This is a genomic window from Streptomyces sp. LZ34 (assembly GCF_053890475.1).
Genome location: NZ_CM132680.1, coordinates 9,601,447 through 9,627,189, shown reverse-complemented (window position 1 = coordinate 9,627,189; position 25,743 = coordinate 9,601,447). Strand labels below are relative to the sequence as shown.

Genomic DNA, 25,743 nt, shown 5'->3' with positions numbered 1-25,743 from the left:
GCTTGGCGCGGAGTAGGCGATGCGGCGCTGGCCTTCGGGGGGCTCGCGGATTCCTCGTTTGGGCTCTACGGCCTGGTCCCGCATCATACTCTTTAGTCGATTTCTCCCTATTGTCTATGTTGTGCCCAGTTTTTGCTGACTGGCGGGCCGCACCGCGTCCGAGCACATACGCAGGAAGGCAGGCAGCATGCTCAGCTCACTGGAAGAAGCTCTCCGTGAAGTCCGGTCCGGGGCAGCGCCGACGGGCGACCGGGCACGGGTGCGCCAGGTCGAGGACGTGGCCGAGGAGATCCGGCGCTTCGAGCACGCCTACGGTCCGCTGCTCAAGGAGGCGGTGGCGGTTCAGCGGCAGCTGCGTCAGCACCCGGACCTCCGGGATCTCGAACCGCTTCGGGTCGGCCCGGACGGACGGCTCGGCCCGGAAGCACTGGAACGGGCCGAGCGCCTGACTCAGCTGCCGGCGGTGGCGGCGCTCGGCGCATCGGCCGCGCGCCAGGGCTGCAAGGGGATGGGGTTGGTGACCGCGAGCGCCGAGGCGGCCGTCGTCATCGGCGGCCAGGCGGGGGCGGAACTGGTGTGGCTGTGGCCCTACAAGGTCGGTACCTTCCGGACGCCCAACCGGGTCGTGGGTCGTGCCTGGTACGCGGAGACCATCGGGGTCGACATCGGCTACAGCGCGACGCTGGCGCCGGTGCCGCTCGACCTGAGTTTCTGGTTCCTGCCGCCGGAGAGCACCTCGCACCTGGTCGGGGCCTATCTGGGATACGAGGGGCCGCCGCTCGGCCCGCTGCTGATCCCGCTGATCTTCGGCGGCGTGCGGGTCGAGCTGTTCGGGTGGGTGCCGGATGTCCCGCCGACCGGGGCCGAGCCTCCCCCCGAGCCGAGTTCAATCATCGGCGACGCGTTCAAGTACATCGCCGGGTTCCGGATCGTTGCCGAGGTCGGTCTGCACCTGGCGATCGGCGTCATCCGCAAGGGACACCAGATCACCACCGCCGGCGGCTTCGATCTCGCCACCTACTACATCTCTCCGACCAACCTGCAGACCGGCGTGCAGTACGACGGGTCCGACGCCGGTCACCCCCTGGTCTCCGGCGGCATCACCTGTCCGCAGCGGGACGACGTGCCGTCGAAGCAGTTCCAGACCGGCGAAACGACGACCACCCTCAAACTGACCTTCCCGAAGTGGATGTGCACCGGGATGTCCGCCGCCCCGACGCTCGCCTTCGACGACGACGGCAGCGGCGGCACCATCAACTGGCAGCTGACGAACCAGCCGACCACCGCCGACCCGACCTACGAGTACCAGTGGGCCGGCGCCGCCGACCAGACCTGGCAGCAGAACATCTCCTTCCACCTCGCGGCCGGCTCCAGCGACGCCCCGCCGCAGACCGGCCTGACGACGTACGAGCTGAAGGGGCTCGTCGACACCCTCGCGACCATCAGCGTGCCGATCTCGGCAGGCGACTGCGCGATGACGCTGTCGGCCCAGGTGTTCTCGGCCACCGGGAGCTACACGCTGACCGTCGACCCCGACGTCAACCCCATCGAGGACTACAGCGGGAACACCGTCACGGCCGACCTGACGGCCGACAACGCGGACGCCGACCCGAAGACGAACCCGAACAACTTCTACTACCTGCCGGACCCGAACGACAACACGAAACAGCTGATCATCGATTACCCCACGACGGCGCCGGGCCCGTCCCATGACCCCACCAAGGGCAGAAGTTGGTACGTCGGATACCAGTTTCAGCAGCAGGGTTCGAGCCCCAACGCGCAGTTCAGGGCAGTATTCTGGGAAGTCGGACAGCCGTTCCTCGAATCGAACCTCTACTTCGGGACCTGGCAGTCGCTCATCGATTCCACCCAGCAGTACACGAGCACCGCAGCCTGGTCGAACGGATCGGTCAACAACGGCGCGACGCTCGCCATCACCCTCACGCCCAGCGCCTAGATGAATGAGTCCGATGTTTTCAGTGGTCGTAGGCGATCAGGGATCGCTTGATCTTGGCGCCGGTGGTCCAGTTGTGCCAGATGCCGGCTGCGAGGGCGAGGAGTCGTTGGCCGGTGCGGGCGAACACCCCATGCAGGGTTCTGCCACCGTGTCGTTCCAGGCCGAGCTGACCCTTGAGCGTGTCGATGACGGCTTCGATCCACTGGCGGACGCGGGCGAGGCGGCCGTGTCGGACCGGCTCGTCCTTCCGGTCCGGCCGTACCAGATGGACACCCAGACGCTCGGTCAGGAACGCCTCGAACTCCCGCCCGGCGAAGCCCTTGTCCGCAAGGATCACCTGACCGGCGCGGACGAGGTGGTGGTCGCGTTCCAGCAACGCGCACATCACCTCCCGCTCGCCGAGCTTGGGGTTGGCCAGGCACCAGGAGATCGGCATGCCCTCGGCGGTGGTCAGCAGGTAGAGCCGGAAGCCCCAGAAGAAGCGGGAGTGGCTGCGGCAGTAGCCGTATCCGGCGTGCCCGGCCAGGTCGGAGCGTTTGACCGTCTCGCGGGAGGCCGCACACGGCAGTGGGGTGGAATCGATCAGCCGCAGGTCGTCGTGCCAGCTCGGCACCTGCCTGGCCAGCGCCTCGATCACGGTGCTGATCAGCGGTCCGGCGGCGTTGAGCCGCTTGTTGTAGGCGGACTGCTGGGGCAGGTAGCGGAACAAGTGCCCGAGCCGGGCGTGGGCGAAGCGAATCCAGTGCCGTGCGGAAGAGAAGCCCAGCAGGACCTGGGCAACCGCCAGGCACAGCAGTTCGGCGTCCGTCAGTTTTGGAGGTCGCCCGATCCGGCGACGGGGAGCCACATGGTCGTCGATGAACACGTACAGTGCCGCCAGAAGGGCGTCCAGGCAAGGAGTCACAACCAAGCCAACGGGCGCCCTTCGCCATAGTCGCGGCCAGCACAAACATCGGACTCAATCATCTAGGCCGGGCACCAGCCCGGCCGGGGCATGCCCAGTCAGGGCGACACCCGGTGACCGCGCGCACCAAGCCGCGCCGGGACGTCGGGCGGCGGGAAAGCCCGCCACCCGACGGCCCCGGCGCGGCTCGCCGGGTCAGGCTCCGTCGCGCGGCGCCGTGGCGCGGCGGCGGCGGGCCAGGGCGACGGCGCCGGCGCCCAGGCCCAGGAGGGCCGCGCCGCCGGCCATGAGATACGGCGTGGTGGAGCTGCCGCCGGTCTCGGCGAGGTGTTCCGGCTTCGGGTCGGGGGCGGCCTGGGAGCCGACCTCGGAGCCCGGGCCCGGGGCACCCGGCGCCTCACAGGTCGCCTCGGCCAGGGTGATCGTCCCCTCGACCTCGGAGACGTTCAGCTTGAGCGGGTTCACCGAGACCTTCAGGCCGAGGGCCGTGGCCGCGGCGGTGCGGGACGTGGTCGAGGTGCGCGACAAGTCGAGCCGCACCGTGCCGAGCCCGGGCACCTCGACCGTGGTCGTGCCGCTGGAGGCGAGGTTGGCCTTCTTCCCGAGCACGACCACGCTGCCCAGCACGTTGGACTTTGCGGTGGGCCGCTTTCCGGCCTTGCACACCGCCTTCGAGGTGACCTGCTCGACCTCGATCAGCGGCACCGCCGGCAGCCCCGGGAGGTGCACTTTGGCGTGTGCGAGGTTGGCGTACCCCTCGGCGCGGGACTTCTCGACGGTGCCACGTGCGGTGGCCACGTCCGCGCGCAGGACATTGAACGGCTTGCCCCCCTCGACGCCGTCCAGTGTCGCGCTGAGTGCGGTCTTGTTGGCGGAAGCAGGCGCGCGCACCTCGTTCAGGGTGAGCGCCAGCGGCGCCTTGACGGTCTTGTTGAGCATCGAGACGTTCAGATCGGCGCGGAGCACGGTCGCGCCGGCTCCGCCCGTCGTGTGCGTGCTCGTCTTGGCGGACCCGCCGGCCTTGCTGTCGCCGTCGGTGGCGTGCGCCGCACCCGCGGGCAACAGGCCCAGAACGGAGACGGCGGCAGCTGCCGTGGCGGCCGCAATACGGCGGGCAGGCATGCCGGAGTAGTTGTTGGTGGAACAGGACACGTGAGTTGACCCCCACAGGAGACATGGAGCCGCCGGCGGCTCGCCACGGGGGGACACCACGGGCGCCGACGGCATCGACCCCGCAATATTTGCGGCACGCAAGGCCAACCGGCAGCCACCTGGGGTCAGTTCATCCCAACGGGTGTCACTCGCCGATGCGTTCGATCCCCTGAGTCCCTGGGCCCCCACGGCCCCTGGATCCGCATGTCCCCCGAAGCCCCACGCCCCCTCAGCAGACCACCCGCCCGCGCAGCACCACCCGCCGCGGCGCCGTCAGCACCCGCACATCGGCCCGCGGGTCCGACTCGTACACCACGAGGTCCGCCGATGCGCCCTCGGTGAGCCCGGGGCGGCCGAGCCAGGCCCGCGCGCCCCAGGTGGCGGCCGACAGCGCGGCCGTCGCCGGGATGCCGGCCTTGACCAGCTCGGCGACCTCCTGGCCGACCAGGCCGTGCGGGAGTGAACCGCCCGCGTCGGTGCCGGTGTAGATGGGCACGCCCGCGTCGTAGGCCGCGCGCACGGTGTCATAGCGGCGCTCGTGCAGCCGCCGCATGTGGTCCGCCCAGCGCGGGAACTTCTCCTCCCCGGCCATCGCCAGCTTGGGGAAGGTGGCGATGTTGACCAGGGTCGGGACGATCGCGACACCGCGCTCCGCGAAGAGCGGGATGGTCTCCTCGGTCAGTCCCGTGGCGTGCTCGACACAGTCGATCCCCGCCTCGACCAGGGGAGCCAGGGTCTCCTCCGCGAAGCAGTGTGCGGTGACCCGCGCGCCCAGCCGGTGTGCCTCGGCGATGGCCGCCTCGACCGCCGCGCGCGGCCAGCAGGCCGCCAGGTCTCCGGCCTCCCGGTCGATCCAGTCGCCGACCAGCTTGACCCAGCCGTCCCCGCGCCGCGCCTCTTGCGCGACATACGCCACCAGTTCCTCGGGCTCGATCTCGTGGGCGTAGTTGCGGATGTAGCGCTTGGTCCGGGCGATGTGGCGGCCCGCGCGGATGATGCGGGGCAGGTCGTCGCGGTCGTCGATCCAGCGTGTGTCGGCGGGCGACCCGGCGTCCCGCAGCAGCAGCGCCCCCACCTCCCGCTCGGACAGCGCCTGCTTCTCGCTGGTCGAGTCGTCGACGGCGCCGTGTGTGTCGAGCCCCACGTGGCAGTGCGCGTCCACGAGCCCGGGCAGCACCCATCCCTCGATGGTCCGTACGTCCCGGGCGGCGGTCGGCCGGTCGTAGGTGATCTTCCCGTCCACGACCCACAGTTCGTCCCTGACGTCCTCGACAAAGCCCCCGGCGTCCGGCCCGACGAGCACCCTGCCCCTGATGTGCAGCACCGCGCTATCCCTCATGCCTCGCACTGTACGAGACTTCGCCGACGCGCTGACCGGCCAATTCCCAGGGGCCGGGACGGCGCCACTCGTACAACACGGGGAGCGCTGCTACGCTCACGCAACCCACCGGACAAGGGGAAGTGAGGAGGCCCGCGTGAGCGCTCCCACCGATGACCCGGCCGCCGTACGCCCCGCACCGGCGGCATTGCCGGAGTCACCGGAGAACGCGCCCCCGGCTACCGCTGGAAGGTGCCCCCTGCCGGACTTACCGGCGGCCGCCCTGTCGGACCTGGCACCCGAACCGACACCCGATCCGGCACCCGCTCCGACAGCCGTTCCGGCGCCTGAACCGACACTTATCGCGGCGTCCGAACCGGCACCCGTTCCGACAGCCGATCCGGCGCCCGATCTCGCGCCCGCCGGGCCACCGGACGTCCAGGCGGAGTTCCGGGACTTCTTCGAGCGGCACCACGCCGAACTGGCCCGCCTCGCCCACCTGCTGCTCGGCAACTCCGACGGCGCGGACGACCTCGCCGCCGACGCGCTGGTCGCCGTCTGGCACCAGTGGGAGCGGGTGCGGGTCGCCGACCACCCGGCCGCCTACGCCCGGGGCGTGGTCGCCAATCTGGCGCGCTCCCGGATCCGCAGCCTGGTGCGCGAGCGCCGCCGGGTGGCGCTCTTCTCGTCCCAGCGCGCCGACCACGTCGACGACCCGGACATCTCCGCCGTCGTGGACGTCCAGGCCGCCCTGGTGAGGCTGCCGTTCCGCAAGCGCGCCTGTGTGGTGCTGCGGCACGCCTTCGACCTCTCGGAGCGGGAGACGGCGCGTACGCTCGGCATCTCGGTGGGCACGGTCAAGAGCCAGACCTCGCGCGGCATCGCGGAGCTGGAGCGGCTGCTCGGCTCGGCGCACGGCGGCGGGCAGCAGCCGGTGCCGGGCACGCAGGAGCCCGTACGGAAACTCCACCCTGGCCATGCGGGAGGGAACGGTCGATGATCGACCACCGCGAGCGGCACGACCGGATCGATGTCGCCGCCGAACTGCACACGGCCGCCGAGTCCCACCGGCCGGACCGGGCCCGGATGCTGGCCCGGGTGACCGCAGGCATGGCCGGGGACGAGCGGCGCCGCCCCGAGCGCGGGGCCGGCCGGCCGTGGACCCGCGTCGCGGGCCCGGTCGCCGGGCTCGCGGCGGCGGTCGCCGCCGCGGGGATCGTGGTGCTGGCCACGGAGCCGACCCAGCGGCCGCAGACCGTGCGGACGTCGAGCGAGCCCGCGGCACCGCCGGCCCAGGCGGGGCGGGACACCGGGAACGGACGGGGAACGGACGACGGGTCGCAGCGGCACACCCCGACCGCCTCCCCCACCGCGGTCGGTCCAAACCACCTCGCCGACCCGGTGGTGCGCTCGAACGGCGAGATCGACCCGGGGTCCAACCCGTACTGGGCGCAGAGCGATGTGATCGTGAAGACCGGCAAGCCGCTGACCTCGCTGACCGTCGAGCTGCGGGTCGCGCACACCGGAGGGGTGCTCACCACCGGCTCCTGGTCCACGCTGCCCAGCGACGACCTGACCGTCTCGGTGCGCAGCGAGGCAAACGCGCTGGTGTACCGCTGGACGCTGAAGGACGGGGCCACGGTGCCCGCGGGGCGGCATGTCTTCGCCGGGCAGTACAACCACGCGGAGGGCGACCGGGACGTCACCGGGGACGGCTACTCGGCCTCCGGCAACGGCCCCTCGGGCGCGTTCGCCGTCAAAGGCCGATTCCGCGAAGCCAAGTGATTCCAGCTGAATCCACGTGATTCCAGATGAATCCAGGTGAATTCTGAGTGGCTCGCGAGGGTATAAAGAGAGCACCTTTTTGAATACAGGTTCCCATCTTCTTCTGCCCGCTTTCCGGACTCCTAAACGCTAAAATTTCGTAACCCGGAAGCGCTGTAATTCGAGGGCATCACACAGCCGTTACACAGATGTGACGCACTCCACACGGAGACCGCTTTGCCCCGATAACTCCCCGACAAAGCGTCACTTTTCACCCACCGCCCCGTGCGCACGCGCGTCCCCGCGCGATAACACGCAGACCCCCCTTCGGGTAACCCCTCACCGCAATGCAATTTAAGATTGTGCTCGGTAAATTCAATCCGCATGACCGCCGCACAAGCAGACCTTGCACGTGCCCGAAGAGAAATGCCGGAAGGACTGACGCTCGAGGCCCCACGCATCGAGGACGGAGCCGCTATCTGGCGCATAGCCCGCGACTCCGGGACCTTGGACCTGAACTCCTCCTACAGCTATCTGCTGTGGTGTCGCGACTTCGCCGCCACCTCCGTCGTGGCCCTCGACGCGCACGGGGAGCCGGTCGGCTTCGTCACTGGTTACATCCGCCCGCAGCGCCCCCGGACCCTGGTGGTCTGGCAGGTCGCCGTGGACCAGAGGTGGCGCGGCCGGGGGCTGGCCGCCGCCCTGCTGGACGGGCTGGCCGCGCGCGTCGCCGAACACTCGGGCATCCATGGCATCGAGACCACGATCACGCCGGACAACACCGCCTCCAACAGGCTGTTCACCTCCTTCGCCGAGCGGCACGGCGCACCCGTAGAGCGCGAGGTGCTGTTCGACGGCGACCTGTTCCCCGACGGCGGCCATGAGCCCGAAGTGCTGTACCGCATCGGCCCCCTCGCCTCCCGTACCTGACGCCCCCACCGCACCGAGCCCCCCGCACCGCACCCTCACCCCCTCACACTCATCTCCCAGGAGAATGCTGTGACCATCACCCCGCCCGCGCTGAGCGTCTTCGAGGCCCTCGAGTCGGAGGTACGCAGCTACTGCCGCGGCTGGCCCGCCGTCTTCGACCGCGCGCAGGGCAGCTACATGTACGACGAGGACGGCCACACCTACCTCGACTTCTTCGCCGGGGCCGGAGCGCTCAACTACGGCCACAACAACCCGGTCCTCAAACGCGCCCTGCTGGACTACATCGAACGCGACGGCGTCACCCACGGCCTGGACATGGGCACCACCGCCAAGCGCGCCTTCCTGGAGACCTTCCAGAACACCGTGCTGCGCCCGCGCGACCTGCCGTACAAGGTCATGTTCCCGGGCCCGACCGGCACCAACGCCGTCGAGGCCGCCCTGAAGCTGGCCCGCAAGGTCAAGGGGCGCGAGGCCATCGTGTCCTTCACCAACGCCTTCCACGGGATGTCGCTGGGCGCGCTCGCCGTCACCGGCAACGCCTTCAAGCGGGCCGGCGCGGGCATCCCGCTGGTCCACGGCACGCCGATGCCGTTCGACAACTACTTCGACGGCCGGGTGCCCGACTTCCTGTGGTTCGAACGGCTGCTGGAGGACCAGGGCTCCGGCCTCAACCAGCCCGCCGCGGTCATCGTCGAGACGGTGCAGGGCGAGGGCGGCATCAACGTGGCGCGCACCGAGTGGCTGCGCGCCCTGGCCGACCTGTGCAAGCGCCGCGACATGCTGCTGATCGTCGACGACATCCAGATGGGCTGCGGCCGCACCGGCCCGTTCTTCTCCTTCGAGGAAGCGGGCATCACCCCGGACATCGTCACGCTCTCCAAGTCCATCGGCGGCTACGGCATGCCCATGTCGCTGGCGCTCTTCCGGCCCGAGCTGGACATCTGGGAGCCGGGCGAGCACAACGGCACCTTCCGCGGCAACAACCCGGCCTTCGTCACCGCCGCCGCGGCCCTGGACACGTACTGGGCCGACGGCCAGATGGAGAAGCAGACCCTCGCCCGCGGCGAGCAGGTCGACCAGGCGCTGCGCGCGATCTGCGAGGAGCATGTCCGGCTGGGCGCCGAGTACCGCGGGCGGGGCCTGGTCTGGGGCCTGGAGTTCACCGACCGCTCGCGCGCCTCGGCGGTGTGCGCCCGCGCCTTCGAGCTCGGCCTGCTGGTGGAGACCTCGGGCCCGGAGAGCGAGGTCGTCAAGCTGCTGCCGCCGCTGACCGTCTCCCCCGAAGAGCTGGACGAGGGGCTGCGGACCCTCGCCCGCGCGGTCCGCGAGACCGCCTGATCACCTCGCAACAACATCACGAGCAGAAACACGAGCAGAAAGGCGACAATCCACCGTGATCGTCCGATCCTTCAAGGACATCGAGGGCACCGAACGGCATGTGAAGGCCGCATCGGGCACCTGGGAGAGCAAGCGCATCGTCCTGGCGAGGGAGCGGGTGGGCTTCTCACTGCACGAGACCACGCTCTACGCCGGCACCGAGACATCGATGTGGTACGCCCACCACATCGAGGCCGTGCTGTGCGTCGAGGGCGAGGCCGAGCTCACCAACGACGACACCGGCGAGAAGCACTGGATCGCCCCCGGCACCATGTATCTGCTGGACGGGCACGAGAAGCACACGCTGCGTCCGAAAACCGACTTCCGCTGCGTCTGCGTCTTCAACCCGCCGATCACCGGACGGGAGGACCACGACGAGAACGGCGTATACCCCCTGATCACCGAGCCGGAGGAGGCCTGATCCAGATGACCACGGTCGCTGACCTGTACCCGACCCGCGGCAGCTCCGAGACCATCACCCCACGGGTGGACCCGGTGGTGTGGTCCGGTCCCGGGGCCCCAGGGCCGCTGCGCCAGTCCGAGCTGAGCGACTTCGAGCGGGACGGCTTCCTGGCGATCGAGCAGCTGATCACTCCGGACGACGTCGCGGTCTACCACGCCGAGCTCGACCGGCTGATCGCCGATCCCGGGGTGCGGGCCGACGAGCGCTCGATCATCGAGCCGACGTCGCAGGACGTACGGTCGGTGTTCGAGGTGCACCGGATAAGCGAGGTCTTCGCGAACCTGGTCCACGACCCGCGCGTCGTGGGCCGGGCCCGCCAGATCCTCGGTTCGGATGTGTACGTCCACCAGAGCCGGATCAACGTCAAGCCGGGCTTCGGCGCCTCGGGCTTCTACTGGCACTCGGACTTCGAGACCTGGCACGCCGAGGACGGGCTGCCGAACATGCGCACGGTGTCCGTGTCCATCGCGCTGACCGAGAACCACGACACCAACGGCGGCCTGATGATCATGCCGGGCTCGCACCGCACCTTCCTCGGCTGCGCGGGGGCGACTCCGAAGGACAACTACAAGAAGTCGCTCCAGATGCAGGACGCGGGCACTCCGTCCGACGAGGCGCTGACCAAGCTCGCCGACGCGCATGGCATCAGACTGTTCACCGGCAAGGCCGGGTCGGCGACCTGGTTCGACTGCAACTGCATGCACGGGTCGGGCGACAACATCACGCCCTATCCGCGCAGCAATGTCTTCATCGTCTTCAACAGCGTGGAGAACGCGGCGGTCGAGCCCTTCGCGGCGCCGGTCCGGCGGCCGGAGTTCATCGGGGCGCGGGACTTCACCCCCGTACGGTGACCCTCATGCCCTTACGGACCCCCACGCCCTTACGGTGACCCGATCCCGGCCGGGGCCCTCACCCCCCGGCCGGGATGCCGGAGACCACCTCCAGCAGCCGGTCCACATCGGCCCCGGTGTTGTAGAGGTGGAACGAGGTGCGCAGATTTCCGGCGCGCGCCGCGACGGAGACATCGGCCTCGGCGAGGCGGGGCGCGGCGTGGCCGAGCCCCGGCACGGACACGATCGCCGAGCCCGGGGCGGCCACGCACCGGTGCCCCAGCGCGGTGAGCCCGGCCCGGAAGCGGTCGGCGAGCGCGCGGTCGTGGGCGCCGATCGCCTCGGTGCCCAGCTCCTCGACGAGCGAGAGGGAGCGCGCGGCGCCGACATAGGACAGCAGGCTGGGGCTCTGGTCGAAGCGGCGGGCCGAGTGCGCGAGTTCCTCGACCGGCCCGTAGCAGCTGTCCCACGGCTTCTCGCCGGCCGCCCAGCCGGCGAAGACCGGGGTGAGCCCGCCGAAGTCCTCGGGCACGGTCAGGAAGGCGACGCCGCGCGGGCACAGGAGCCACTTGAAGCCGACGCACACGGTGTAGTCGGCGTCGTCGGCGTTCAGCGGCAGCCAGCCGAGGCCCTGACTGCCGTCCACCAGGAGCCGGGCGCCGTGCGCGCGGGCCGCGGCGCGGATGGCGTCCAGGTCGGCGATCCGGCCGTCCGCCGACTGCACCGCGCTGACGGCGACCAGGGCGGTGCCGGGGCGCACCGCGTCCGCCAGCTCCTCCAGCGGGACGGCGCGCGGCTTCAGGTCGCGGCGCATGGTGAAGGGGTTCACCAGCGAGCTGAAGTCGCCCTCGGCCACCAGGACTTCGGCGCCGGACGGCAGGGAGGCCGCCACCAGCGCGGCGTACACGGCGACCGAGCCGCCCGCCGCGACCCGCCGCACCGGCACCCCGGCCAGCCGGGCGTAGGCGGCGCGCGCCTCCTCCACCGACTCCCAGGCCAGATCGGCGGCGGGACCTCCGCTCGCCGCGGCGTCGAGAGCGTCCTTCATGGCTGCCACGGTCCGGGCGGGGATCAGACCGGTGGAGGAGGTGTTGAGGTACGTCGTCTGCGGCGCGAATTCCGCGCCTCCCAGGGGCTCCATGTCCACCCACTATGAGCGGCGTTCACCCCCGCGTCCATCGCCGATGTCTGACACGTATCCCCAAGCAGCCCTTACTTATCCCCGCTGACCTGCGACGCTTCCCAGGCCTGGCGCAGCGCCTGGGTGAAGATCTCAGCCGGTTGGCCGCCCGAGACGCCGAAGCGGCGGTCGAGGACGAAGAAGGGCACGGCGCTCGCCCCCAGCGCGGCAGCCTCGCGCTCGTCGGCCCGTACGTCCTCGGCGTACGCGGCCTCGTCGTCCAGCACCGCACGGGCCTCGGCGGGGTCGAGCCCGGCCTCGGCGGCGGCGGCGAGCAGCGTTTCGGAGTCGAAGAGGGACCGCTCCTCGGCGAAGTTCGCGGCGTAGAGCAGGTTCAGCAGCTCGGCCTGGTGCCCGCGGGCCTTGGCGAGGTGCAGCAGCCGGTGGACGTCGAAGGTGTTGCCGTGGTCGCGGTCGGAGCGGTAGCCGAGCCCGGCGTCGGCCGCGGCCTCGGCCACCCGGGCCTCCATGGCCAGGGCCTGCTCGCGCGGGACCCGGTACTTGGTCGCGAGCATGTCGAGCACCGGCACGGTGTCGCCCTTGGGCTGGTCGGGGTCGAGCTCGAAGGAGCGGTGCACCACCTCGACCTGGTCGCGGTGGTCGAAGGCGGCCAGGCCCTGCTCGAAGCGGGCCTTTCCGATGTAGCACCAGGGGCAGACGATGTCGGACCAGATCTCTACACGCATGGGGCTCGCTTTTTCCGATCAGTCGCCGGTCGCCGTACGCGGAGGTCAGCGGGCGCCGGGGGGTGTCACAGTGTCGGCGTGTCAACCACGAGGCGCCCCGGTTCATTCCCCACGGGGATTGCGATCACCCGATTCGGGGTGATTGTCTCCCCGCATGGCCAACCTCATCCTCCGGCTCACCGAAGCAGAACACGAGGAGATCCGGCGCCGTGCGGCGGCCGTCGGCATGACGCTCCAGGCGTACGGGCGGGCTCAGCTCGCGCTGGACCGGGACGAGACCCGGGAGGCCTTCCTGGCCGCGTTCCGGGATTCGCTGCAGCGCTGGAAAGGCGAGTTCGAGGAGCTCAACGAGGAGCTTGCGGCGCGTCCCCGCAGCACGAGCAAGGAGATGGGGTTCGACCCGGCCACGCGCCTGAAGGACGCCTGTTGACCCGGTCCCCAGGATCTCCCATCGACTTCCCCACCCTGCTGCAGGCGACCGCGGACATCCCCGGCTCGCCCGCGATAGACGACTACGGGGTGCCGCTGGCGGCCATCCACCGGCACGGCGCGCACATGCTGAACCAGGACGTGTACTGGGGCGCCCACCTCAAGGCGGCCGCGGTCCTCGACACGCTGCTGCGCCATCCCTGGCTCGAGCACTCCCAGGCCGACGCGGCGTGGGCCGCGACCCGGGCGGTGCTGACGATAAACGGCCTGTCCGTCACCCGGGACGTCAAGGGCGCCGAGGTGCTGGCGCTGATGCGCGACATCGCGGGCCCGGGGGTTCCGCTGCGACACATCGCCCGCGCACTGCGCGCCTGGACAGCAGACGGGGCGGCAGACAGGGCGGCAGACGGGACAGCTGACGGGACAGGCGACGAGACAAGGGACGGGACAGCGGGCGGGCCGGCCGACGGCTGAGCCGGCCGACCGCGGCGCCCACCGCGCTCTTCGGCGCGGACGACCGCGGGCGGGACCGGCCGGTCCCGCCCGCGGCATCGCATCCTGTCCGTCAGACCTCGCGGCGCCCGTTCACCCGGCGGGGCAGCCCCAGCGGGTTCTCGTCGCGCAGCTCCTGCGGCAGCAGCGCGGCCGGGGTGTCCTGGTAGCTGACCGGCCGCAGCCAGCGCTCGATGGCGGTGCCGCCGACCGAGGTGGAGGTGGAGGTGGTCGCCGGGTACGGACCGCCGTGGTGCTGGGCCGGGGCGACGGCGACGCCGGTCGGCCAGCCGTTGACCAGGACGCGGCCGGCGAGCGGGGTGAGCTCGGCGAGCAGTTCGGAGGCCCGGCCCTCGCTGCCTTCGCCCTCGGCCTCGGAGAGGTGGACGGTGGCGGTGAGGTTGCCCGGCAGCCGCCCGAGCACGGCCTTGATGTCCTCGTCGCTCTCGTAGCGGGCGAGCACGGTCACCGGGCCGAAGCACTCCTCGAGCAGTACATCGTGCGCCCCCTCCTCGGCGAGCAGCCGCGCCGGGACGGTCAGGAAGCCGGCGCTGACCGTGTGCTCACCGCCGGAGCCGGGGGTGACCGGGGCGTCCACCTCGGGGAGTTCGGCCCGCTCCTTGACCCCGGCGACGAAGTTGTCGCGCATGCGGTGGTCCAGCAGCACGCCGGCCTCGCTGTTGCTGACCGCCTCGGTGAGGGACTTCACCAGCCGGTCGCCCGCCTCGCCCGCCGGGGCCAGCACAAAGCCGGGCTTGGTGCAGAACTGGCCCATGCCCAGCGTCATCGACCCGCCGAGGCCCGTACCGATCTGCTCGCCGCGCTCGGCGGCCGCGGCCTCGGTGACCACGACCGGGTTGAGGCTGCCCAGCTCGCCGTGGAAGGGGATCGGCACCGGCCGGGCGGCGGCGGCGTCGAACAGGGCACGGCCGCCCCGGATCGAGCCGGTGAAGCCCGCGGCGGCGACCAGCGGGTGCTTGACCAGCTCGATGCCCGCCTGGAAGCCGTGCACCACCGAGACCACGTCCGCGGGCAGCCCGGACTCCTCGGCGGCGCGGCGCAGCGCCGAGGCGGCCACCTCGGAGGTGGCGGGGTGGTCGGGGTGCGCCTTGACGACGACCGGGCAGCCCGCGGCGAGCGCGCTGGCGGTGTCGCCACCGGGCACGGAGAAGGCGAGCGGGAAGTTGCTGGCGGCGTAGACGGCGACGACGCCGAGCGGCACCTTGTAGCGGCGCAGGTCGGGCCAGGGCGGGGTCTGAGTGGCGTCGGCGTGGTCGACGCGCACGTCGAGGAAGCCGCCCTCGTCCACGATGTCGGCGAAGGCCCGCAGCTGGTAAGTGGTGCGGGCGAGTTCGCCGGTGAGCCGGACGGGGCCCAGCGCGGTCTCGGCGTCGGCCGCCTCGACCAGCTGGTCCTTCGCTTCGTCGAGCCGGTCGGCGGCGGCGCGCAGGAACGCGGCGCGCACCGTCCGGTCGGCCAGGGAGCCGCGTGCCTCGTGGGCCGCCCGCACCACGCGGTCGATCTCCTCGGCGGTGGCTTCGACGGCGACCTGCTCGCGCTGCTTCCCGGTTCGGGGGTCGACGCTCCACACTGGTGCTGACACCGGGGATTCCTCCTGCTGTGTTGACACTGCTTGCGTCCCGCACCTCGGCTGTTGTTCGATATGCTGAACGCTGTCCCTGATGGTGAACTCTGTCGGGACTCTATGGCTGGTCGAACAAAGGGGTCAAGGCGATGTCAACTGCCGAGACGGGTGGGGCCCAGGTCAAATCGGCGGTCCGCACGGTCGAGCTGCTGGAATTCTTCGCCGGCCGGCCCGGCATGCACAGTCTGGCCGCCGTCCAGGAGGCCGTGGGTTACCCGAAGTCCTCTCTCTACATGCTGCTGCGCACCCTGGTGGAGCTCGGCTGGGTGGAGACCGACGCGACCGGCACCCGCTACGGCATCGGCGTGCGCGCGCTGCTCGTCGGCACCTCGTACATCGACGGCGACGAGGTCGTGGCCGCCGCCCGGCCGACCCTGGACCGGCTCTCGGACGACACCACCGAGACCATCCACCTCGCCCGCCTCGACGGCACCAACGTGGTCTACCTCGCCACCCGCCAGTCCCAGCACTACCTGCGCCCCTTCACCCGCGTCGGCCGCCGACTGCCCGCCCACTCCACCTCGCTGGGCAAGGCGCTGCTGGCCACCTACTCCGACGAGCAGGTGCGCAAGATGCTGCCGGAGACCCTCGGCGCGCTCACCGAGCACACCATCACCGACCGCGAGAAGCTCATCGAGGAGCTGCACCTCATCCGCGAACAGGGGTACGCGGTGGACCGCGAGGAGAACACGCTGGGGCTGCGCTGCTTCGGCATCGCGATCCCCTACCGCACGCCCTCGCGGGACGCGATCAGCTGCTCGGTGCCGGTGGCCCGGCTCACCCCCGCGCATGAGCAGATGATCAAGGACGCCCTCTTCGACGCCCGCGACCGCCTCACCCTCGCGACCCGTCGCCTCTGACCTGCCGCCTCTGACCCGTCGCCTCTGACCCGTCGCCTCTGACCTGGAGGCGCAGGGCCGCTCACCCGTGCGGCGGAGACGGATCGTCGCGTGGGAGGAAGCGCGGCAAGGGGCCCGCCGGAAGGCTGGTGGGCATGAGAAAAGCCCTGCGTGCCGTCGCCATCGCCGCCTGCCTCCCCTACATCGGCCTCAAGGCCGCCTGGATCGCGGGGAGTCACCTCGGCATCCCCGAGGGCAGTGAGCTGCGCGAGCCGGGCGAGCGGACCGCGATGATCGCCATCAACGCCGTGTCGGTCGTCATGGACGCCGCCGTCGTCGTCCTCGCCCTGCTCCTCACCCGCCCCTGGGGCAGGCGCGTCCCGGCCTGGCTGCTGACGCTGCCCGTCTGGTGCGCCTGCGGCCTGCTCGCGCCGATCATGACCGGCTTCCCGGCGCAGCTGGCGGCCGGGGCGCTCGGGCTCGCGAAGACCGCCGACCGGGGCGGCGACCAGGGTGGTGAGAAGGGCGCGTTCCTGGCCGACTGGGTGTTCGGCGTCGTCTACGGCGGCTTCGTCGTCCAAGGGCTGGCCCTGGGCGCCCTGTTCGTGCTGTACGCCCGCGACCGCTGGGGCGGGCTGTGACGCGGCCGGCTCGCCGATCTGCCCGCCGACGGCCCCACCCGCCCGGCGCAGCGCCTGACCGCCGTAACCACCGCCGTGCTCGCCCTGCTGCCCGCCGCCGCGCATCTGCTGTGGGCCGGCGGCTCGGCCGCCGGGCTGAGCGAGGCCAGGGCCGCGGACCGGGGCAGCGACTTCTACATCGTCGAGGCCACCTACGTGCTGTTCGCGCTCGCCACCGTCACGGGCGTGCTCATGCTCGCCTTCCGCGCCGGGCGCCGGGTCCCGCTGGGTCTGCCGCTGACCCTCGCCTGGGTCGGGTCGGGGGCGCTGGCCTGCTGGGGCGGCTGGCTCACCCTGGCCGGGCTGACCGCCGGGGAAGGCGGCGACAAGGCGCCCACCGGGCTGATGCACGTGACCCACTCTGTCCAGATGATCGTCGGGTTGCTCGTCCTGGTGGCCGGCGCCTACTTCTTCAGCGAGCGCGCCGCGGCGCGGCAGGTGGCGTGACGCCCGTGGTGTGGTGGCGGCGGTGCGCCCGGGCGGCGCTGGGGCGGCGGGCCCGGCTGCGCTGGGTGCATCTGGTGCTCGGCGGGGCCCTGTTGATGCCGTACTACCTGCTGGCCGGCGTCGTCCTCGTGGCGGTCGCCCCTGGCGCCCGGCCGCTCGACTCGCTGGGGTGGCAGCTCGCCACGTACGCCATGGCCCTGCCACTGGCCGTACTGACCGCGCTCTTCCCGCTCGTGCGCCCCCTGGAGGCCACGGCCGCGCGCTCGCTGTGCGGGCTCCGCGGGCCCGCCGCACTCGCGTCCGGGCCCGCCACGTCCTGGGACGCGCGCAGCCGCGCCGCCCTGTGGTACGGGCTGCATCTGGCGCTCGGCGGCCTGGTCAGCGCGGTCACCCTCGCCCTGCCGCCCGCAGCGGCGCTGCTGGCCGTGCTGCCGTTCACCGACAGGTCGTACGCCAGGGGCCTGGTCTGGCCGACCGCCTTCGACTCCGCCCGGGCGCTCGCCCCCGCCGCCGGGATCCTGCTGCTGGCGGCCGTGGCCGCGGTGGCCGCGGGCGCGGGGGCGCTGCTGGCCCGCTGTGCGCCCGCGCTGCTCGGGCCCACGCCCGCCGACCGGCTCGCCGCCGCCGAGGAGCGGGCCGCTCACCTCGCCTCCCGCAACCGCCTCGCCCGCGAGCTGCACGACTCCGTCGGGCATGCGCTGAGCGCGGTGACCTTGCAGGCGAGCGCGGCGCGCAAGGTCCTCGACGCGGACCCGGAGTTCGCCCGGCAGGCGCTGGCCGCGATCGAGGAGACCACGCGTGGCGCGGTCGGGGAACTCGACAGTGTGCTGGGCCTGTTGCGGGAAGGCGAAGAGAGCGGGACCGGGAACGCGAACGGGACCGGGACCGGCGGGGGCCGCGCCGCCCCCACCCCCACCCTCGCCGACCTGGGCGGGCTGCTGTCCCGGACCCGGGCGGCGGGCGTCAGCGTCGTACTGACCGCCCCCGGCGCGCTGGACCGGCTGCCGCCCGTCGTGTCCCGCGAGGCGTACCGCATCGTGCAGGAAGGGCTCAGCAACGCGCTGCGCCACGCGGGCCGGGTGCCGGTGCGGCTGCGGATCGCCGAACGCACCACAGAAGACGAGGAGTTGGAGATCACCATGGAGAACCCGGTGAACCCGGCGGACCAGGCAGACCCAGCGGACCCGGCGGACCCGGCGGACCCGGCGGACCCGGTGCGTCGGGCGGGCGGGGCCGCCCCGTGGCGGCGCACCGGCGGCGGCCGCGGCCTGCGCGGGATCGCCGAACGTACGGCGCTGCTGCGCGGCAGCTGTGCCTGGGGCCCGACCGAGGACGGCTGGCGGCTGACGGTCCGGATCCCCCTGGGGACGGCCCGGTGAGCGCGCCGCCGACATCCGTCCCGGTGACATCCACCCCGGCGCTGCCTCTCCTGCGTATCGTGCTCGCCGACGACGAGCGGATGGTGCGCACCGCGCTGCGCGCGATTCTCTCCAGCGAGCCGGACCTGGAGGTCGTCGGCGAGGCGGGCACCGGCGCCGAGGCCGTCCCGCTGGTCCACCAGCTGCGCCCGGACATCGTCCTGATGGACGTCCGGATGCCCGAGATCGACGGCATCCGCGCCACCGAGCGGATCCTGGCGACCGTGCCCGAGCCGCCGCGCGTGATCGTCGTGACGACCTTCGAGAACGACAGCCATGTGTACGACGCGCTGCGCGCGGGGGCCAGCGGCTTTCTGCTCAAGCGGGCCCGCGCGGACGAGTTGGTGCAGGCGGTGCGGCTCGTGGCGCGCAGCGACTCGCTGCTGTTCCCGGCCGCGGTGCGGGCGCTGGCCGCCGCGTATGCCACCGGGCGCGACGGCCCGGCGCGGGCGCTGCGCGACCGGCTCTCCGAGCGGGAGGCCGAGGTGCTGCGGCTGATGACCGCCGGGCTGTCCAACGCCGAGATCGCCGACCGGATCGGGGTGGGCCCGGCCACGGTCAAGACCCATGTGGCCGCGGTGCTCGCCAAGCTCGGCGTGCGGGACCGCACCCAGGCGGTCATTACGGCCTACGAGTGCGGTTTCGTCAAACCGGGCTGACACACGGGCGCCGTAGTGGTCTGCTGTGATCGATCGAGGGAAACCAGGGAAACCACGGAAACCGGGAAAACCGGGGAAACCGGGGAAAGAGGAGCCGCATGGAGTACGCCCGCCTGGGACAGTCCGGGATCAAGGTGTCGCGGATCTGCCTGGGGATGATGAGCTACGGCGACCCCGAGCACCGCAAGTGGCAGCTGGACATCGACGCGGCGCGGCCGATCGTGCGGCGGGCGGCCGAGAGCGGCGTGACGTTCTTCGACACCGCCGACATGTACTCCAAGGGCAGAAGCGAGGAGGTCACGGGCGAGCTGCTGCGTGAGCTCTTCCCCAGCCGCGACGACTATGTGCTGGCCACCAAGGTGTACTTCCCGATGGGGCCGGGCCCCAACGACCGCGGGCTGTCCCGGAAGCACATCCTGGCGGGTATCGACGCCTCGCTGCGGCGGCTGGGCACCGACCATGTCGACCTCTACCAGATCCACCGGTGGGACCCCGAGACGCCGATCGAGGAGACCATGGAGGCGCTGCACGACGTGGTGCGGGCGGGCAAGGCACGCTACATCGGCGCGTCGTCCATGTTCGCCTGGCAGTTCGCCAAGGCCCAGCACACGGCCGCGGCGGCGGGCTGGACCCGGTTCGCCTCGATGCAGAACCACTACAACCTGCTGTACCGGGAGGAGGAGCGGGAGATGAACCCGTTCTGCCTGGACCAGGGGGTGGGGGTGATCCCCTGGAGCCCGCTGGCGCGCGGGCTGCTCGCGGGCACCCGCGACCGGGACCGCACCGGGGCGACGGCCCGGGCGAGCGACGACCCGCTGGTCGAGACGTGGTACGGGGACGCCGAGTTCGACATCGTGGACGCCACCCGCGCCGTGGCCGAGGAGCGCGGGGTGAGCCCGGCGCAGATCGCGCTCGCGTGGCTGCTCAGCAAGTCGGCGGTGACCGCGCCGATCGTGGGGGCGACCAGAGTCGGCCATCTGGAGGACGCGGTCGCCGCGGTCGAGGTGCGGCTCGACGAGGCCGAGGTGGCCCGCCTGGAGGCGCCCTACCGCCCGCGCCCCATCATGGGTCACAGCTGACGGGGGGCGGGCGGCGGAAACGGGCTCAGGTGAGCAGTTGCTCGACCGGGTCGATCCCGAAGTAGAGGAGGAACAGCGCCGCGGTCCCCCACAGCAGCCAGTGCACCTCGCGCGCCTTGCCCAGGACCGCCTTGATGAGCACGTACGCGATGAACCCGGCGCCGATCCCGTTGGTGATGGAGTAGGTGAACGGCATCACGACGATGGTGAGGAACGCCGGGATGGCGATGTCGTAGCGCTCCCAGTCGATGTGCCGCACCTGGCTCATCAGCAGGAATCCCACGGCGATCAGCGCCGGGGTGGCGGCCTGGGCGGGCACCATGGTCGCCAGCGGGGTCAGGAAGAGGGCGAGCCCGAACAGCGCGCCGGTGACCACGCTGGCGAAGCCGGTGCGCGCCCCCTCGCCGACCCCGGCCGCCGACTCGATGTAGCTGGTGTTGGACGAGGCGGACGCCGCGCCGCCCGCGGCCGCCGCCACCCCGTCGATCAGCAGCACCCGGCCCAGGTTGGGCATGTTGCCGTTCGCGTCGAGCAGCCCGGCCTCGTTGCTCACGCCGACGACCGTGCCCATGGTGTCGAAGAAGTCGGACAGGATCAGGGTGAAGACCAGCAGGACGATGGTGATGACGCCGACCTGCTCGAACGCCCCGAACAGGCTGAAGGAGCCGACCAGGCCGAAGTCCGGGGTGTCGACGATCTTGTCCGGGAGGGAGGGCACGGTCAGCCCCCACGCCTGCGGCTTGATGTCGGCGATCTCGTTGATGATGACCGCGAGCACGGTGGAGGTGACGATGCTGATCAGGATCGCGCCCTTGACCTTGCGCACCATCAGGGCGATGGTCAGCAGCACCCCGAGGCAGAAGACGAGCACCGGCCAGCCGGTCAGCCGCCCGGTCGCGCCGAGCTGGACCGGCACCGAACCGGTCAGGCCCGGGATGCGGCTGGCGAAGCCCGCGTCGACGAAGCCGATGAAGGCGATGAACAGGCCGATGCCCACGCTGATCGCCTGCTTCAGCGGCTTCGGGATCGCGTGCATCACCGCCTCGCGCAGCCCGGTGCCCACCAGCACACAGATGATCAGGCCCTCCAGGACCACCAGGCCCATGGCGTCGGGCCAGCTCATCTGCGGGGCGATCTGGTAGGCGACGACCGCGTTGAGCCCGAGGCCGGCGGCGAGCGCGAGCGGCAGATTGCCGCCGACGCCCATGAGGACGGTCATCACGCAGGCGACCAGGGCGGTCGCGGTGACCAGCTGCGCGCCGTCGAGCTGTGCGCCGAACTTGTCCTTCGCCCCGCCCAGGATGATCGGGTTGAGCACGAGGATGTAGGCCATCGTGAAGAAGGTGGCGAACCCGCCCCGGACCTCCCGGCCGAGGGTGGAGCCCCGCTCGGATATCCGGAAGAACCGGTCGAGGCCGGTGCGGCGGGTCGCGGTGGGGGCCGGTGCCTTGTCGGTCACCTGTCTTGCCATGTTGTGGCGCTCCTTAAGCGTGAAACAGACGCGTGCGGGGTGACTGGATTGTGCCCACTACGCGGACCGCTCAGGTTTTCGCCGTGTTACGAGATCAACTGCCGCGCGGCGCGGTGCGGTGGGCGCCGCGACGGGGCGTCACTCCATCGTCGAGCCGATCTCGGAGCCGTCGGCCACGACCAGGAAGCTGGTGACGGGCAGTGAGCCGTCCTGCCGCCGGGCGCCGCGGGCCGTGATGGGGTCGGTGGTGACGAAGGGCGGGGTGGCCGCGCCGCCGGCGCTCCAGCCGCTGCCCCGGCCGGGGCTCCAGTTCTTGCCCCGGGAGCCGGCTGCCGCGTCGGCGTCGGCCTTGGCGTCGCCGTTGGAGACGGCGAGGTTGCGCTCGAGCAGGGCGCGGGAGCCGGGGAAGGAGTAGCCCGCGGCCTGGTTGCCGTACGCCGTGGTGCGCCGGAGGCGGATCGCGCCGGTGTTGCCGTTGGCCGAGAAGCCGTACTGGGTGTTGTCCCAGGCGGCGGAGTTCCGTACGACATGGGCGGGCGAGGGGGCCGGGGCGTCGCCGCCGAGCTGGAAGCCGCTGCCGTCGCCCCGGAAGTCGCGGATGCGCCAGCGGTTCTCGCCGTTTCCGAAGGCCCAGGTGTGCTCGATGGTGACCGGGCCGGCCCATCTCCACAGGTCCACGCCGTCGTCGCTGTTGTTGAACGCCCGGACTCCGGTGATCACATTGCCGCTGCCGGAGCCGTGGGTGACGGATATGCCGTCCGCCTGCTTGCCGCCGGTGGCGTCGTCGTGGTTGTCGTACGAGTCCAGGTTGCGGATGACGTTGTTGTCGCTGCCCTTGCCGCGCAGCGTGAGCCCGGTGTCGCCGTTGCTGTGAGTGGAGAGGTTGTCGAAGACGGTGCGCGCACAGGAGGTGCAGACCAGGCCGCCGCCGGGGGCGTTACGGAACTCGATGTCCGAGACGGTCCAGTAGTCGGCGCGGAGCGAGAGCAGCGAGGAGCCGGACGAGAGCCGCGAGCCGTCGACCCGGACCTGCTCGGCGCGGTAGGGCCGCAGCTCGACGCGGTCCCGGGCGGTGCCGTCGATGGCGCTGTGGAGGGTCCGGGCGGGGTAGTAGGTGCCACCGCGCACCTCGATGACGGTGCCCGCCTTCGCGACCGAGAAGGCCTTCTCCAGCGTGCGGTACGGGGATTCGAGCGAGCCGGAGTCCCGGTCGTCGCCCTGGGAGGACACATACACGGTCGACGCCACGGCGCTCGCGCCCTCGGGCGCTGCCGTCAGATAGACCCCCGCCACGGCCGACGCCACGATGACGGCGCTGCCCAGCGGCAGCGTACGGTCCTTCCGGCGGCGGTGGCGACCGCGCTTGCGCCTCAGCCCCATGGCAACTCCTGTTCTGCGTCGAGGGAACGGGCCGGGGGATCCTGGTCCGACCTGTTCCAAGCTGTAGTTGCCGCCAACCCCAGCTTAGGTTGCCGCGCACTCGCGAATTCTTAGATTACGAAATCGGGATGGTCGCACGAGAGGCCGGGGCAAACCTTGATCATTTCGTGGCCGGAGAAGCGACGCCGACGGTCAAGGGCGATCAGAATGCGGTCGGGACGGATCTCGCCGGTCCATGGCTCCCCTTCCACGTGCGAGACTTCATATGCGGTAGCCTAAGGCAACCATTTCCCAGTGAAGGTCCGGGAGGCCCGAGATGCAGCCGTGCAGCCCCAGCCACACCGCCCGGCGGGCCGCCGCGCTCCGCGCGGCCCACCAGACGCTGGACGAGGGCCGCCTGTTCCGCGATCCGCTGGCCGTCAGCATGCTCGGCGCGGACGCCGACGACTTGCTCGGCGAGCTCGACGGCACCCGCACCGCGTCCGAGCGCCGGGGCATCCGCCTGTTCATCGCCGCCCGCTCGCGCTTCGCCGAGGACCGTCTGGCGGCGGCTGTGGAACGCGGCGTGCGCCAACTCGTGGTCCTGGGCGCCGGGCTCGACACCTTCGCCTACCGCAGTCCGCACGAGGCGGCCGGGCTGGCGGTCTTCGAGGTGGACCACCCGGCCACCCAGGAGTGGAAGCGCGAGCGCCTGTCCGGCGCCGGCATCCCGCTGCCGCCGTCGCTGACCTTCACGCCGGTCGACTTCGAGCGGGAGAGTCTGGGCGACGGCCTGGCGGCGGCCGGGTTCGACCCGGCGCGACCGGCGTTCTTCAGCTGGCTGGGCGTGGTGCCGTATCTGACCCGCGACGCGGTGTTCGGCACGCTCGGGTACCTCGCGGGCCTGCCGGGCGGCGCGGAAGCGGTCTTCGACTACAGCGAACCGCCGAGCGCCATGACCCCGCGCCGGCGCGCCGCCCACCGCGCCCGCGCGGCGCGTGTGGCCGCGCTCGGCGAGCCCTTCCTCAGCTACTTCGCGCCCGGGGAGCTGGCGACGGACCTGCGGGCGGCGGGCTTTCGCGCGGTGGAGGACCTGGACGCGGTCCAACTCGTGGCCCGTTACGCCGCCGAGCGCGCCGACGAGCGCACCGGCCATGCCCAGGGCGAGCGCGAACGCCGCTCGACGGCACACGTCCTCCGCGTCGCGACGCACGCTCAGGCCCTGTCCGGGCGGTCTTCTCGGGCCCGCGATGCCAGTAAGGGATGCCGGTAGGGGGAGGGAAGGCCGGGCGGGGCCAGGTAACGCCCGGCCTCCCCGCTTGTGGGGGGTGACGGCTGTCAGAGGCGGCCCGCGCCCGCGCGCCCGTCGACGATGCCGGGCACCGCGCGCGGCGCGTCGACGCGGGTGCGCAGCGTCGGCGTCCAGCCGGCGTCATCGCCCAACTCCTCGTCGGGGACGCCCGCGTTGTGGGCGGCGAGGAGGCCGACGGGCTTGCCGCCCACGTAGTTGTTCTTCTCGGTGAGCGCCGTGCCCTTCCACTTCTTGATGACCTTGGCGGGGTCGACCGCGCCGGGCAGGGTGAAGGCGTTGGCCTCCGCGTACAGCTGGGACTCGACGCCGACGCCCCAGCTGTAGGAGTAGCCGTCGGCGGGGGCGATGTAGTGGTTGTTGTAGACGTCGACCTTGCCGAAGCGGACCCGCGGGGCGCGCTCGACGATGTTCTTGAAGACGTTGTGGTGGAGGGTGACGCGGAGCTTGCCGCGGTCGGTGGCGCCCGCGCTGTCGCTGTTGCCGATCATCAGCGTCTTGTCGTGGTCGGCGAAGAGGTTCCAGGAGGCGGTGACGAGGTCGGCGCCGCGCACCACGTCCAGTTCGCCGTCGTGCTGCTGGTAGAGCTGGCCGTAGTAGCGGGGCTGGGCGCTGTCGGGGCGGCGGCCGTCGGTGAAGGTGTTGTGGTCGACCCAGACATGGGTGGATCCGTAGACGACGAGGTTGTCGTACTCGGAGTTCCAGGCGCCCTCCGCGCCGTCGGTCGGGTCCCAGGCGGGGAAGCAGTCGAAGGCGTCCTCGAAGGTGAGGTTGCGGATGATGACGTTGTCCGCGCCGGTGACCTGGAGACTGGCGCCCAGCAGCCGGGCGCCCCGGCCGACGCCGACGATGGTGGTGTTGGAGGGGACGGCCAGCTTGACGCTCTCCGCCTGCCGCGCGGCGGAGGCGGCGCGGGCGTCCTCCTGTGGGCCGGACGGCTGGGCGTCGCCCCAGGTGGCCGGGTCGTACGCGGCGAGGTAGGCGTCCAGGCCGTAGCCGTCGGTCGCGTAGTCGGCGCAGGTCAGCGGCTTGCCGGCGGCGTCGGTGTTGGCGTCGATGGTGCCCTTGACGTAGATGATCCTCGGCGCCGTGTCCCCGCCCGCCAGCGCCGCCGCGAGCTGGGCGCGGTTGGTGACCGTGAAGGTGTGGGCCTTGTCGGCCCTGGCGCCGCCGGTCGTGCCGCCCTCGGCGGAGGCCCAGCCGTCGCCCGCCGGGAGGGTGCCCCGTACGGGCGCTGCGGGGGCTGCCGTAGCGGGGGCGGCGGCGAGCACGAGGGAGGCGCAGCAGAGCACCGAGGCGAGCGAGGCGAGCGAGGCGACGCGAGCATGACATCTGAGAGTGCGCATGTTCCGGCT

General features: G+C 71.7%; 23 protein-coding genes and 1 pseudogene. 15 read left to right on the top strand and 9 right to left on the bottom strand.

Features of this window, described 5'->3' with window-relative positions:
* The first annotated feature begins 187 nt into the window (after positions 1–187).
* Entirely contained in the window at positions 188–1,957 is a 1,770-nt protein-coding gene (locus ACWY4P_RS41445; protein ID WP_456205909.1) for a hypothetical protein, read from the top strand.
* Between the two features lie 19 nt (positions 1,958–1,976).
* Here ACWY4P_RS41445 and ACWY4P_RS41440 read toward each other — a convergent pair whose 3' ends face one another.
* The 3 genes from ACWY4P_RS41440 to ACWY4P_RS41430 all read right to left on the bottom strand — a co-directional run bounded on the left by ACWY4P_RS41440 (position 1,977) and on the right by ACWY4P_RS41430 (position 5,352).
* Positions 1,977–2,861, bottom strand: a complete 885-nt coding sequence (locus tag ACWY4P_RS41440) for an IS982 family transposase (protein WP_456212806.1) — start codon at positions 2,859–2,861, stop codon at positions 1,977–1,979.
* Between the two features lie 195 nt (positions 2,862–3,056).
* Entirely contained in the window at positions 3,057–3,983 is a 927-nt protein-coding gene (locus ACWY4P_RS41435; protein ID WP_456213229.1) for an SCO1860 family LAETG-anchored protein, read from the bottom strand.
* Positions 3,984–4,242: 259 nt separating this feature from the next.
* Positions 4,243–5,352, bottom strand: a complete 1,110-nt coding sequence (locus ACWY4P_RS41430; protein ID WP_456205907.1) for an amidohydrolase family protein — start codon at positions 5,350–5,352, stop codon at positions 4,243–4,245.
* Positions 5,353–5,692: 340 nt separating this feature from the next.
* Here ACWY4P_RS41430 and ACWY4P_RS41425 point away from each other — a divergent pair, with 340 nt between their 5' ends.
* The 6 genes from ACWY4P_RS41425 to thpD all read left to right on the top strand — a co-directional run bounded on the left by ACWY4P_RS41425 (position 5,693) and on the right by thpD (position 10,716).
* Positions 5,693–6,331, top strand: coding sequence for a SigE family RNA polymerase sigma factor (locus tag ACWY4P_RS41425; RefSeq protein ID WP_456213228.1), 639 nt, complete (start codon positions 5,693–5,695; stop codon positions 6,329–6,331).
* Positions 6,328–7,116 carry a hypothetical protein gene (locus ACWY4P_RS41420; RefSeq protein ID WP_456205905.1) on the top strand — a complete coding sequence of 263 codons (789 nt, stop codon included), beginning with the start codon at positions 6,328–6,330 and terminating at the stop codon, positions 7,114–7,116. Before ACWY4P_RS41425 ends, ACWY4P_RS41420 begins: the two co-directional genes overlap by 4 nt.
* A gap of 363 nt (positions 7,117–7,479) precedes the next feature.
* Positions 7,480–8,025: a diaminobutyrate acetyltransferase gene (gene ectA / locus ACWY4P_RS41415; protein ID WP_456205903.1), complete on the top strand. Its 546-nt coding sequence runs from the start codon at positions 7,480–7,482 to the stop codon at positions 8,023–8,025.
* Positions 8,026–8,094: 69 nt separating this feature from the next.
* Positions 8,095–9,363 (top strand): diaminobutyrate--2-oxoglutarate transaminase, encoded by a 1,269-nt coding sequence (gene ectB / locus ACWY4P_RS41410; RefSeq protein WP_456205901.1) that lies wholly within the window; start codon positions 8,095–8,097, stop codon positions 9,361–9,363.
* Between the two features lie 55 nt (positions 9,364–9,418).
* Complete coding sequence (locus ACWY4P_RS41405; protein WP_456205900.1) at positions 9,419–9,823, top strand: ectoine synthase; 405 nt, start codon at positions 9,419–9,421, stop codon at positions 9,821–9,823.
* A 5-nt stretch (positions 9,824–9,828) separates the two neighbouring features.
* Positions 9,829–10,716: an ectoine hydroxylase gene (gene thpD, locus ACWY4P_RS41400; protein WP_456205898.1), complete on the top strand. Its 888-nt coding sequence runs from the start codon at positions 9,829–9,831 to the stop codon at positions 10,714–10,716.
* Positions 10,717–10,774: 58 nt separating this feature from the next.
* Here thpD and ACWY4P_RS41395 read toward each other — a convergent pair whose 3' ends face one another.
* Together ACWY4P_RS41395 and ACWY4P_RS41390 are read right to left on the bottom strand one after the other, a co-directional pair.
* Positions 10,775–11,836 (bottom strand): aminotransferase class V-fold PLP-dependent enzyme, encoded by a 1,062-nt coding sequence (locus ACWY4P_RS41395; RefSeq protein WP_456205896.1) that lies wholly within the window; start codon positions 11,834–11,836, stop codon positions 10,775–10,777.
* 71 nt (positions 11,837–11,907) lie between these two features.
* Positions 11,908–12,561 (bottom strand): DsbA family oxidoreductase, encoded by a 654-nt coding sequence (locus ACWY4P_RS41390; protein WP_456205894.1) that lies wholly within the window; start codon positions 12,559–12,561, stop codon positions 11,908–11,910.
* Between the two features lie 154 nt (positions 12,562–12,715).
* On the opposite strand from ACWY4P_RS41390, the gene ACWY4P_RS41385 reads away from it, so the two are divergent.
* The gene (locus ACWY4P_RS41385) at positions 12,716–12,991 is read left to right on the top strand and encodes a plasmid mobilization protein (RefSeq protein WP_456205892.1); all 276 of its coding nucleotides are present in this window, start codon (positions 12,716–12,718) and stop codon (positions 12,989–12,991) included.
* Positions 12,988–13,464 (top strand): fic family toxin-antitoxin system, toxin component, encoded by a 477-nt coding sequence (locus tag ACWY4P_RS41380; RefSeq protein WP_456205890.1) that lies wholly within the window; start codon positions 12,988–12,990, stop codon positions 13,462–13,464. The genes ACWY4P_RS41385 and ACWY4P_RS41380 overlap by 4 nt, the downstream gene beginning before the upstream one ends.
* A gap of 91 nt (positions 13,465–13,555) precedes the next feature.
* On the opposite strand, the gene ACWY4P_RS41375 is transcribed toward ACWY4P_RS41380, so the two are convergent.
* Positions 13,556–15,085 carry an aldehyde dehydrogenase (NADP(+)) gene (locus ACWY4P_RS41375; protein ID WP_456205888.1) on the bottom strand — a complete coding sequence of 510 codons (1,530 nt, stop codon included), beginning with the start codon at positions 15,083–15,085 and terminating at the stop codon, positions 13,556–13,558.
* Positions 15,086–15,216: 131 nt separating this feature from the next.
* Between ACWY4P_RS41375 and ACWY4P_RS41370 the strand changes: the two genes are divergently transcribed.
* The 5 genes and pseudogenes from ACWY4P_RS41370 to ACWY4P_RS41350 all read left to right on the top strand — a co-directional run bounded on the left by ACWY4P_RS41370 (position 15,217) and on the right by ACWY4P_RS41350 (position 20,249).
* Entirely contained in the window at positions 15,217–15,987 is a 771-nt protein-coding gene (locus tag ACWY4P_RS41370; RefSeq protein WP_014180692.1) for an IclR family transcriptional regulator, read from the top strand.
* 134 nt (positions 15,988–16,121) lie between these two features.
* Positions 16,122–17,093: pseudogene (locus ACWY4P_RS41365) on the top strand (hypothetical protein).
* Positions 17,090–18,472 (top strand): sensor histidine kinase, encoded by a 1,383-nt coding sequence (locus tag ACWY4P_RS41360; RefSeq protein WP_456205886.1) that lies wholly within the window; start codon positions 17,090–17,092, stop codon positions 18,470–18,472. The pseudogene ACWY4P_RS41365 and the gene ACWY4P_RS41360 overlap by 4 nt, the downstream one beginning before the upstream one ends.
* 80 nt (positions 18,473–18,552) lie before the next feature.
* The gene (locus tag ACWY4P_RS41355) at positions 18,553–19,170 is read left to right on the top strand and encodes a response regulator (RefSeq protein WP_456213227.1); all 618 of its coding nucleotides are present in this window, start codon (positions 18,553–18,555) and stop codon (positions 19,168–19,170) included.
* A gap of 98 nt (positions 19,171–19,268) precedes the next feature.
* Positions 19,269–20,249: an aldo/keto reductase gene (locus ACWY4P_RS41350; RefSeq protein WP_456205885.1), complete on the top strand. Its 981-nt coding sequence runs from the start codon at positions 19,269–19,271 to the stop codon at positions 20,247–20,249.
* Positions 20,250–20,274: 25 nt separating this feature from the next.
* On the opposite strand, the gene ACWY4P_RS41345 is transcribed toward ACWY4P_RS41350, so the two are convergent.
* Positions 20,275–21,720, bottom strand: a complete 1,446-nt coding sequence (locus ACWY4P_RS41345; RefSeq protein WP_456205883.1) for an NCS2 family permease — start codon at positions 21,718–21,720, stop codon at positions 20,275–20,277.
* 138 nt (positions 21,721–21,858) lie between these two features.
* On the bottom strand, positions 21,859–23,100 hold the full coding sequence (locus tag ACWY4P_RS41340; RefSeq protein ID WP_456205882.1) for a right-handed parallel beta-helix repeat-containing protein: 1,242 nt from the start codon (positions 23,098–23,100) through the stop codon (positions 21,859–21,861).
* A gap of 316 nt (positions 23,101–23,416) precedes the next feature.
* On the opposite strand from ACWY4P_RS41340, the gene ACWY4P_RS41335 reads away from it, so the two are divergent.
* Positions 23,417–24,352 carry a class I SAM-dependent methyltransferase gene (locus ACWY4P_RS41335; protein ID WP_456205880.1) on the top strand — a complete coding sequence of 312 codons (936 nt, stop codon included), beginning with the start codon at positions 23,417–23,419 and terminating at the stop codon, positions 24,350–24,352.
* 65 nt (positions 24,353–24,417) lie between these two features.
* On the opposite strand, the gene ACWY4P_RS41330 is transcribed toward ACWY4P_RS41335, so the two are convergent.
* Entirely contained in the window at positions 24,418–25,734 is a 1,317-nt protein-coding gene (locus ACWY4P_RS41330) for a pectate lyase family protein (RefSeq protein WP_456205879.1), read from the bottom strand.
* Positions 25,735–25,743 lie beyond the last annotated feature (9 nt).

Bases quoted from the DNA above. Each gene is read 5' to 3' on its own strand.
- ACWY4P_RS41395 (WP_456205896.1), bottom strand. From the start codon at position 11,836: ATGGAGCCCCTGGGAGGCGCGGAATTCGCGCCGCAGACGACGTACCTC.
- ACWY4P_RS41435 (WP_456213229.1), bottom strand. From the start codon at position 3,983: ATGCCTGCCCGCCGTATTGCGGCCGCCACGGCAGCTGCCGCCGTCTCC.
- ACWY4P_RS41330 (WP_456205879.1), bottom strand. From the start codon at position 25,734: ATGCGCACTCTCAGATGTCATGCTCGCGTCGCCTCGCTCGCCTCGCTC.
- ACWY4P_RS41335 (WP_456205880.1), top strand. From the start codon at position 23,417: ATGCAGCCGTGCAGCCCCAGCCACACCGCCCGGCGGGCCGCCGCGCTC.
- ACWY4P_RS41350 (WP_456205885.1), top strand. From the start codon at position 19,269: ATGGAGTACGCCCGCCTGGGACAGTCCGGGATCAAGGTGTCGCGGATC.
- ACWY4P_RS41345 (WP_456205883.1), bottom strand. From the start codon at position 21,720: ATGGCAAGACAGGTGACCGACAAGGCACCGGCCCCCACCGCGACCCGC.
- thpD (WP_456205898.1), top strand. From the start codon at position 9,829: ATGACCACGGTCGCTGACCTGTACCCGACCCGCGGCAGCTCCGAGACC.
- ACWY4P_RS41445 (WP_456205909.1), top strand. From the start codon at position 188: ATGCTCAGCTCACTGGAAGAAGCTCTCCGTGAAGTCCGGTCCGGGGCA.
- ACWY4P_RS41340 (WP_456205882.1), bottom strand. From the start codon at position 23,100: ATGGGGCTGAGGCGCAAGCGCGGTCGCCACCGCCGCCGGAAGGACCGT.
- ectA (WP_456205903.1), top strand. From the start codon at position 7,480: ATGACCGCCGCACAAGCAGACCTTGCACGTGCCCGAAGAGAAATGCCG.
- ACWY4P_RS41370 (WP_014180692.1), top strand. From the start codon at position 15,217: ATGTCAACTGCCGAGACGGGTGGGGCCCAGGTCAAATCGGCGGTCCGC.
- ACWY4P_RS41430 (WP_456205907.1), bottom strand. From the start codon at position 5,352: ATGAGGGATAGCGCGGTGCTGCACATCAGGGGCAGGGTGCTCGTCGGG.
- ACWY4P_RS41420 (WP_456205905.1), top strand. From the start codon at position 6,328: ATGATCGACCACCGCGAGCGGCACGACCGGATCGATGTCGCCGCCGAA.
- ACWY4P_RS41385 (WP_456205892.1), top strand. From the start codon at position 12,716: ATGGCCAACCTCATCCTCCGGCTCACCGAAGCAGAACACGAGGAGATC.
- ACWY4P_RS41390 (WP_456205894.1), bottom strand. From the start codon at position 12,561: ATGCGTGTAGAGATCTGGTCCGACATCGTCTGCCCCTGGTGCTACATC.
- ACWY4P_RS41355 (WP_456213227.1), top strand. From the start codon at position 18,553: ATGGTGCGCACCGCGCTGCGCGCGATTCTCTCCAGCGAGCCGGACCTG.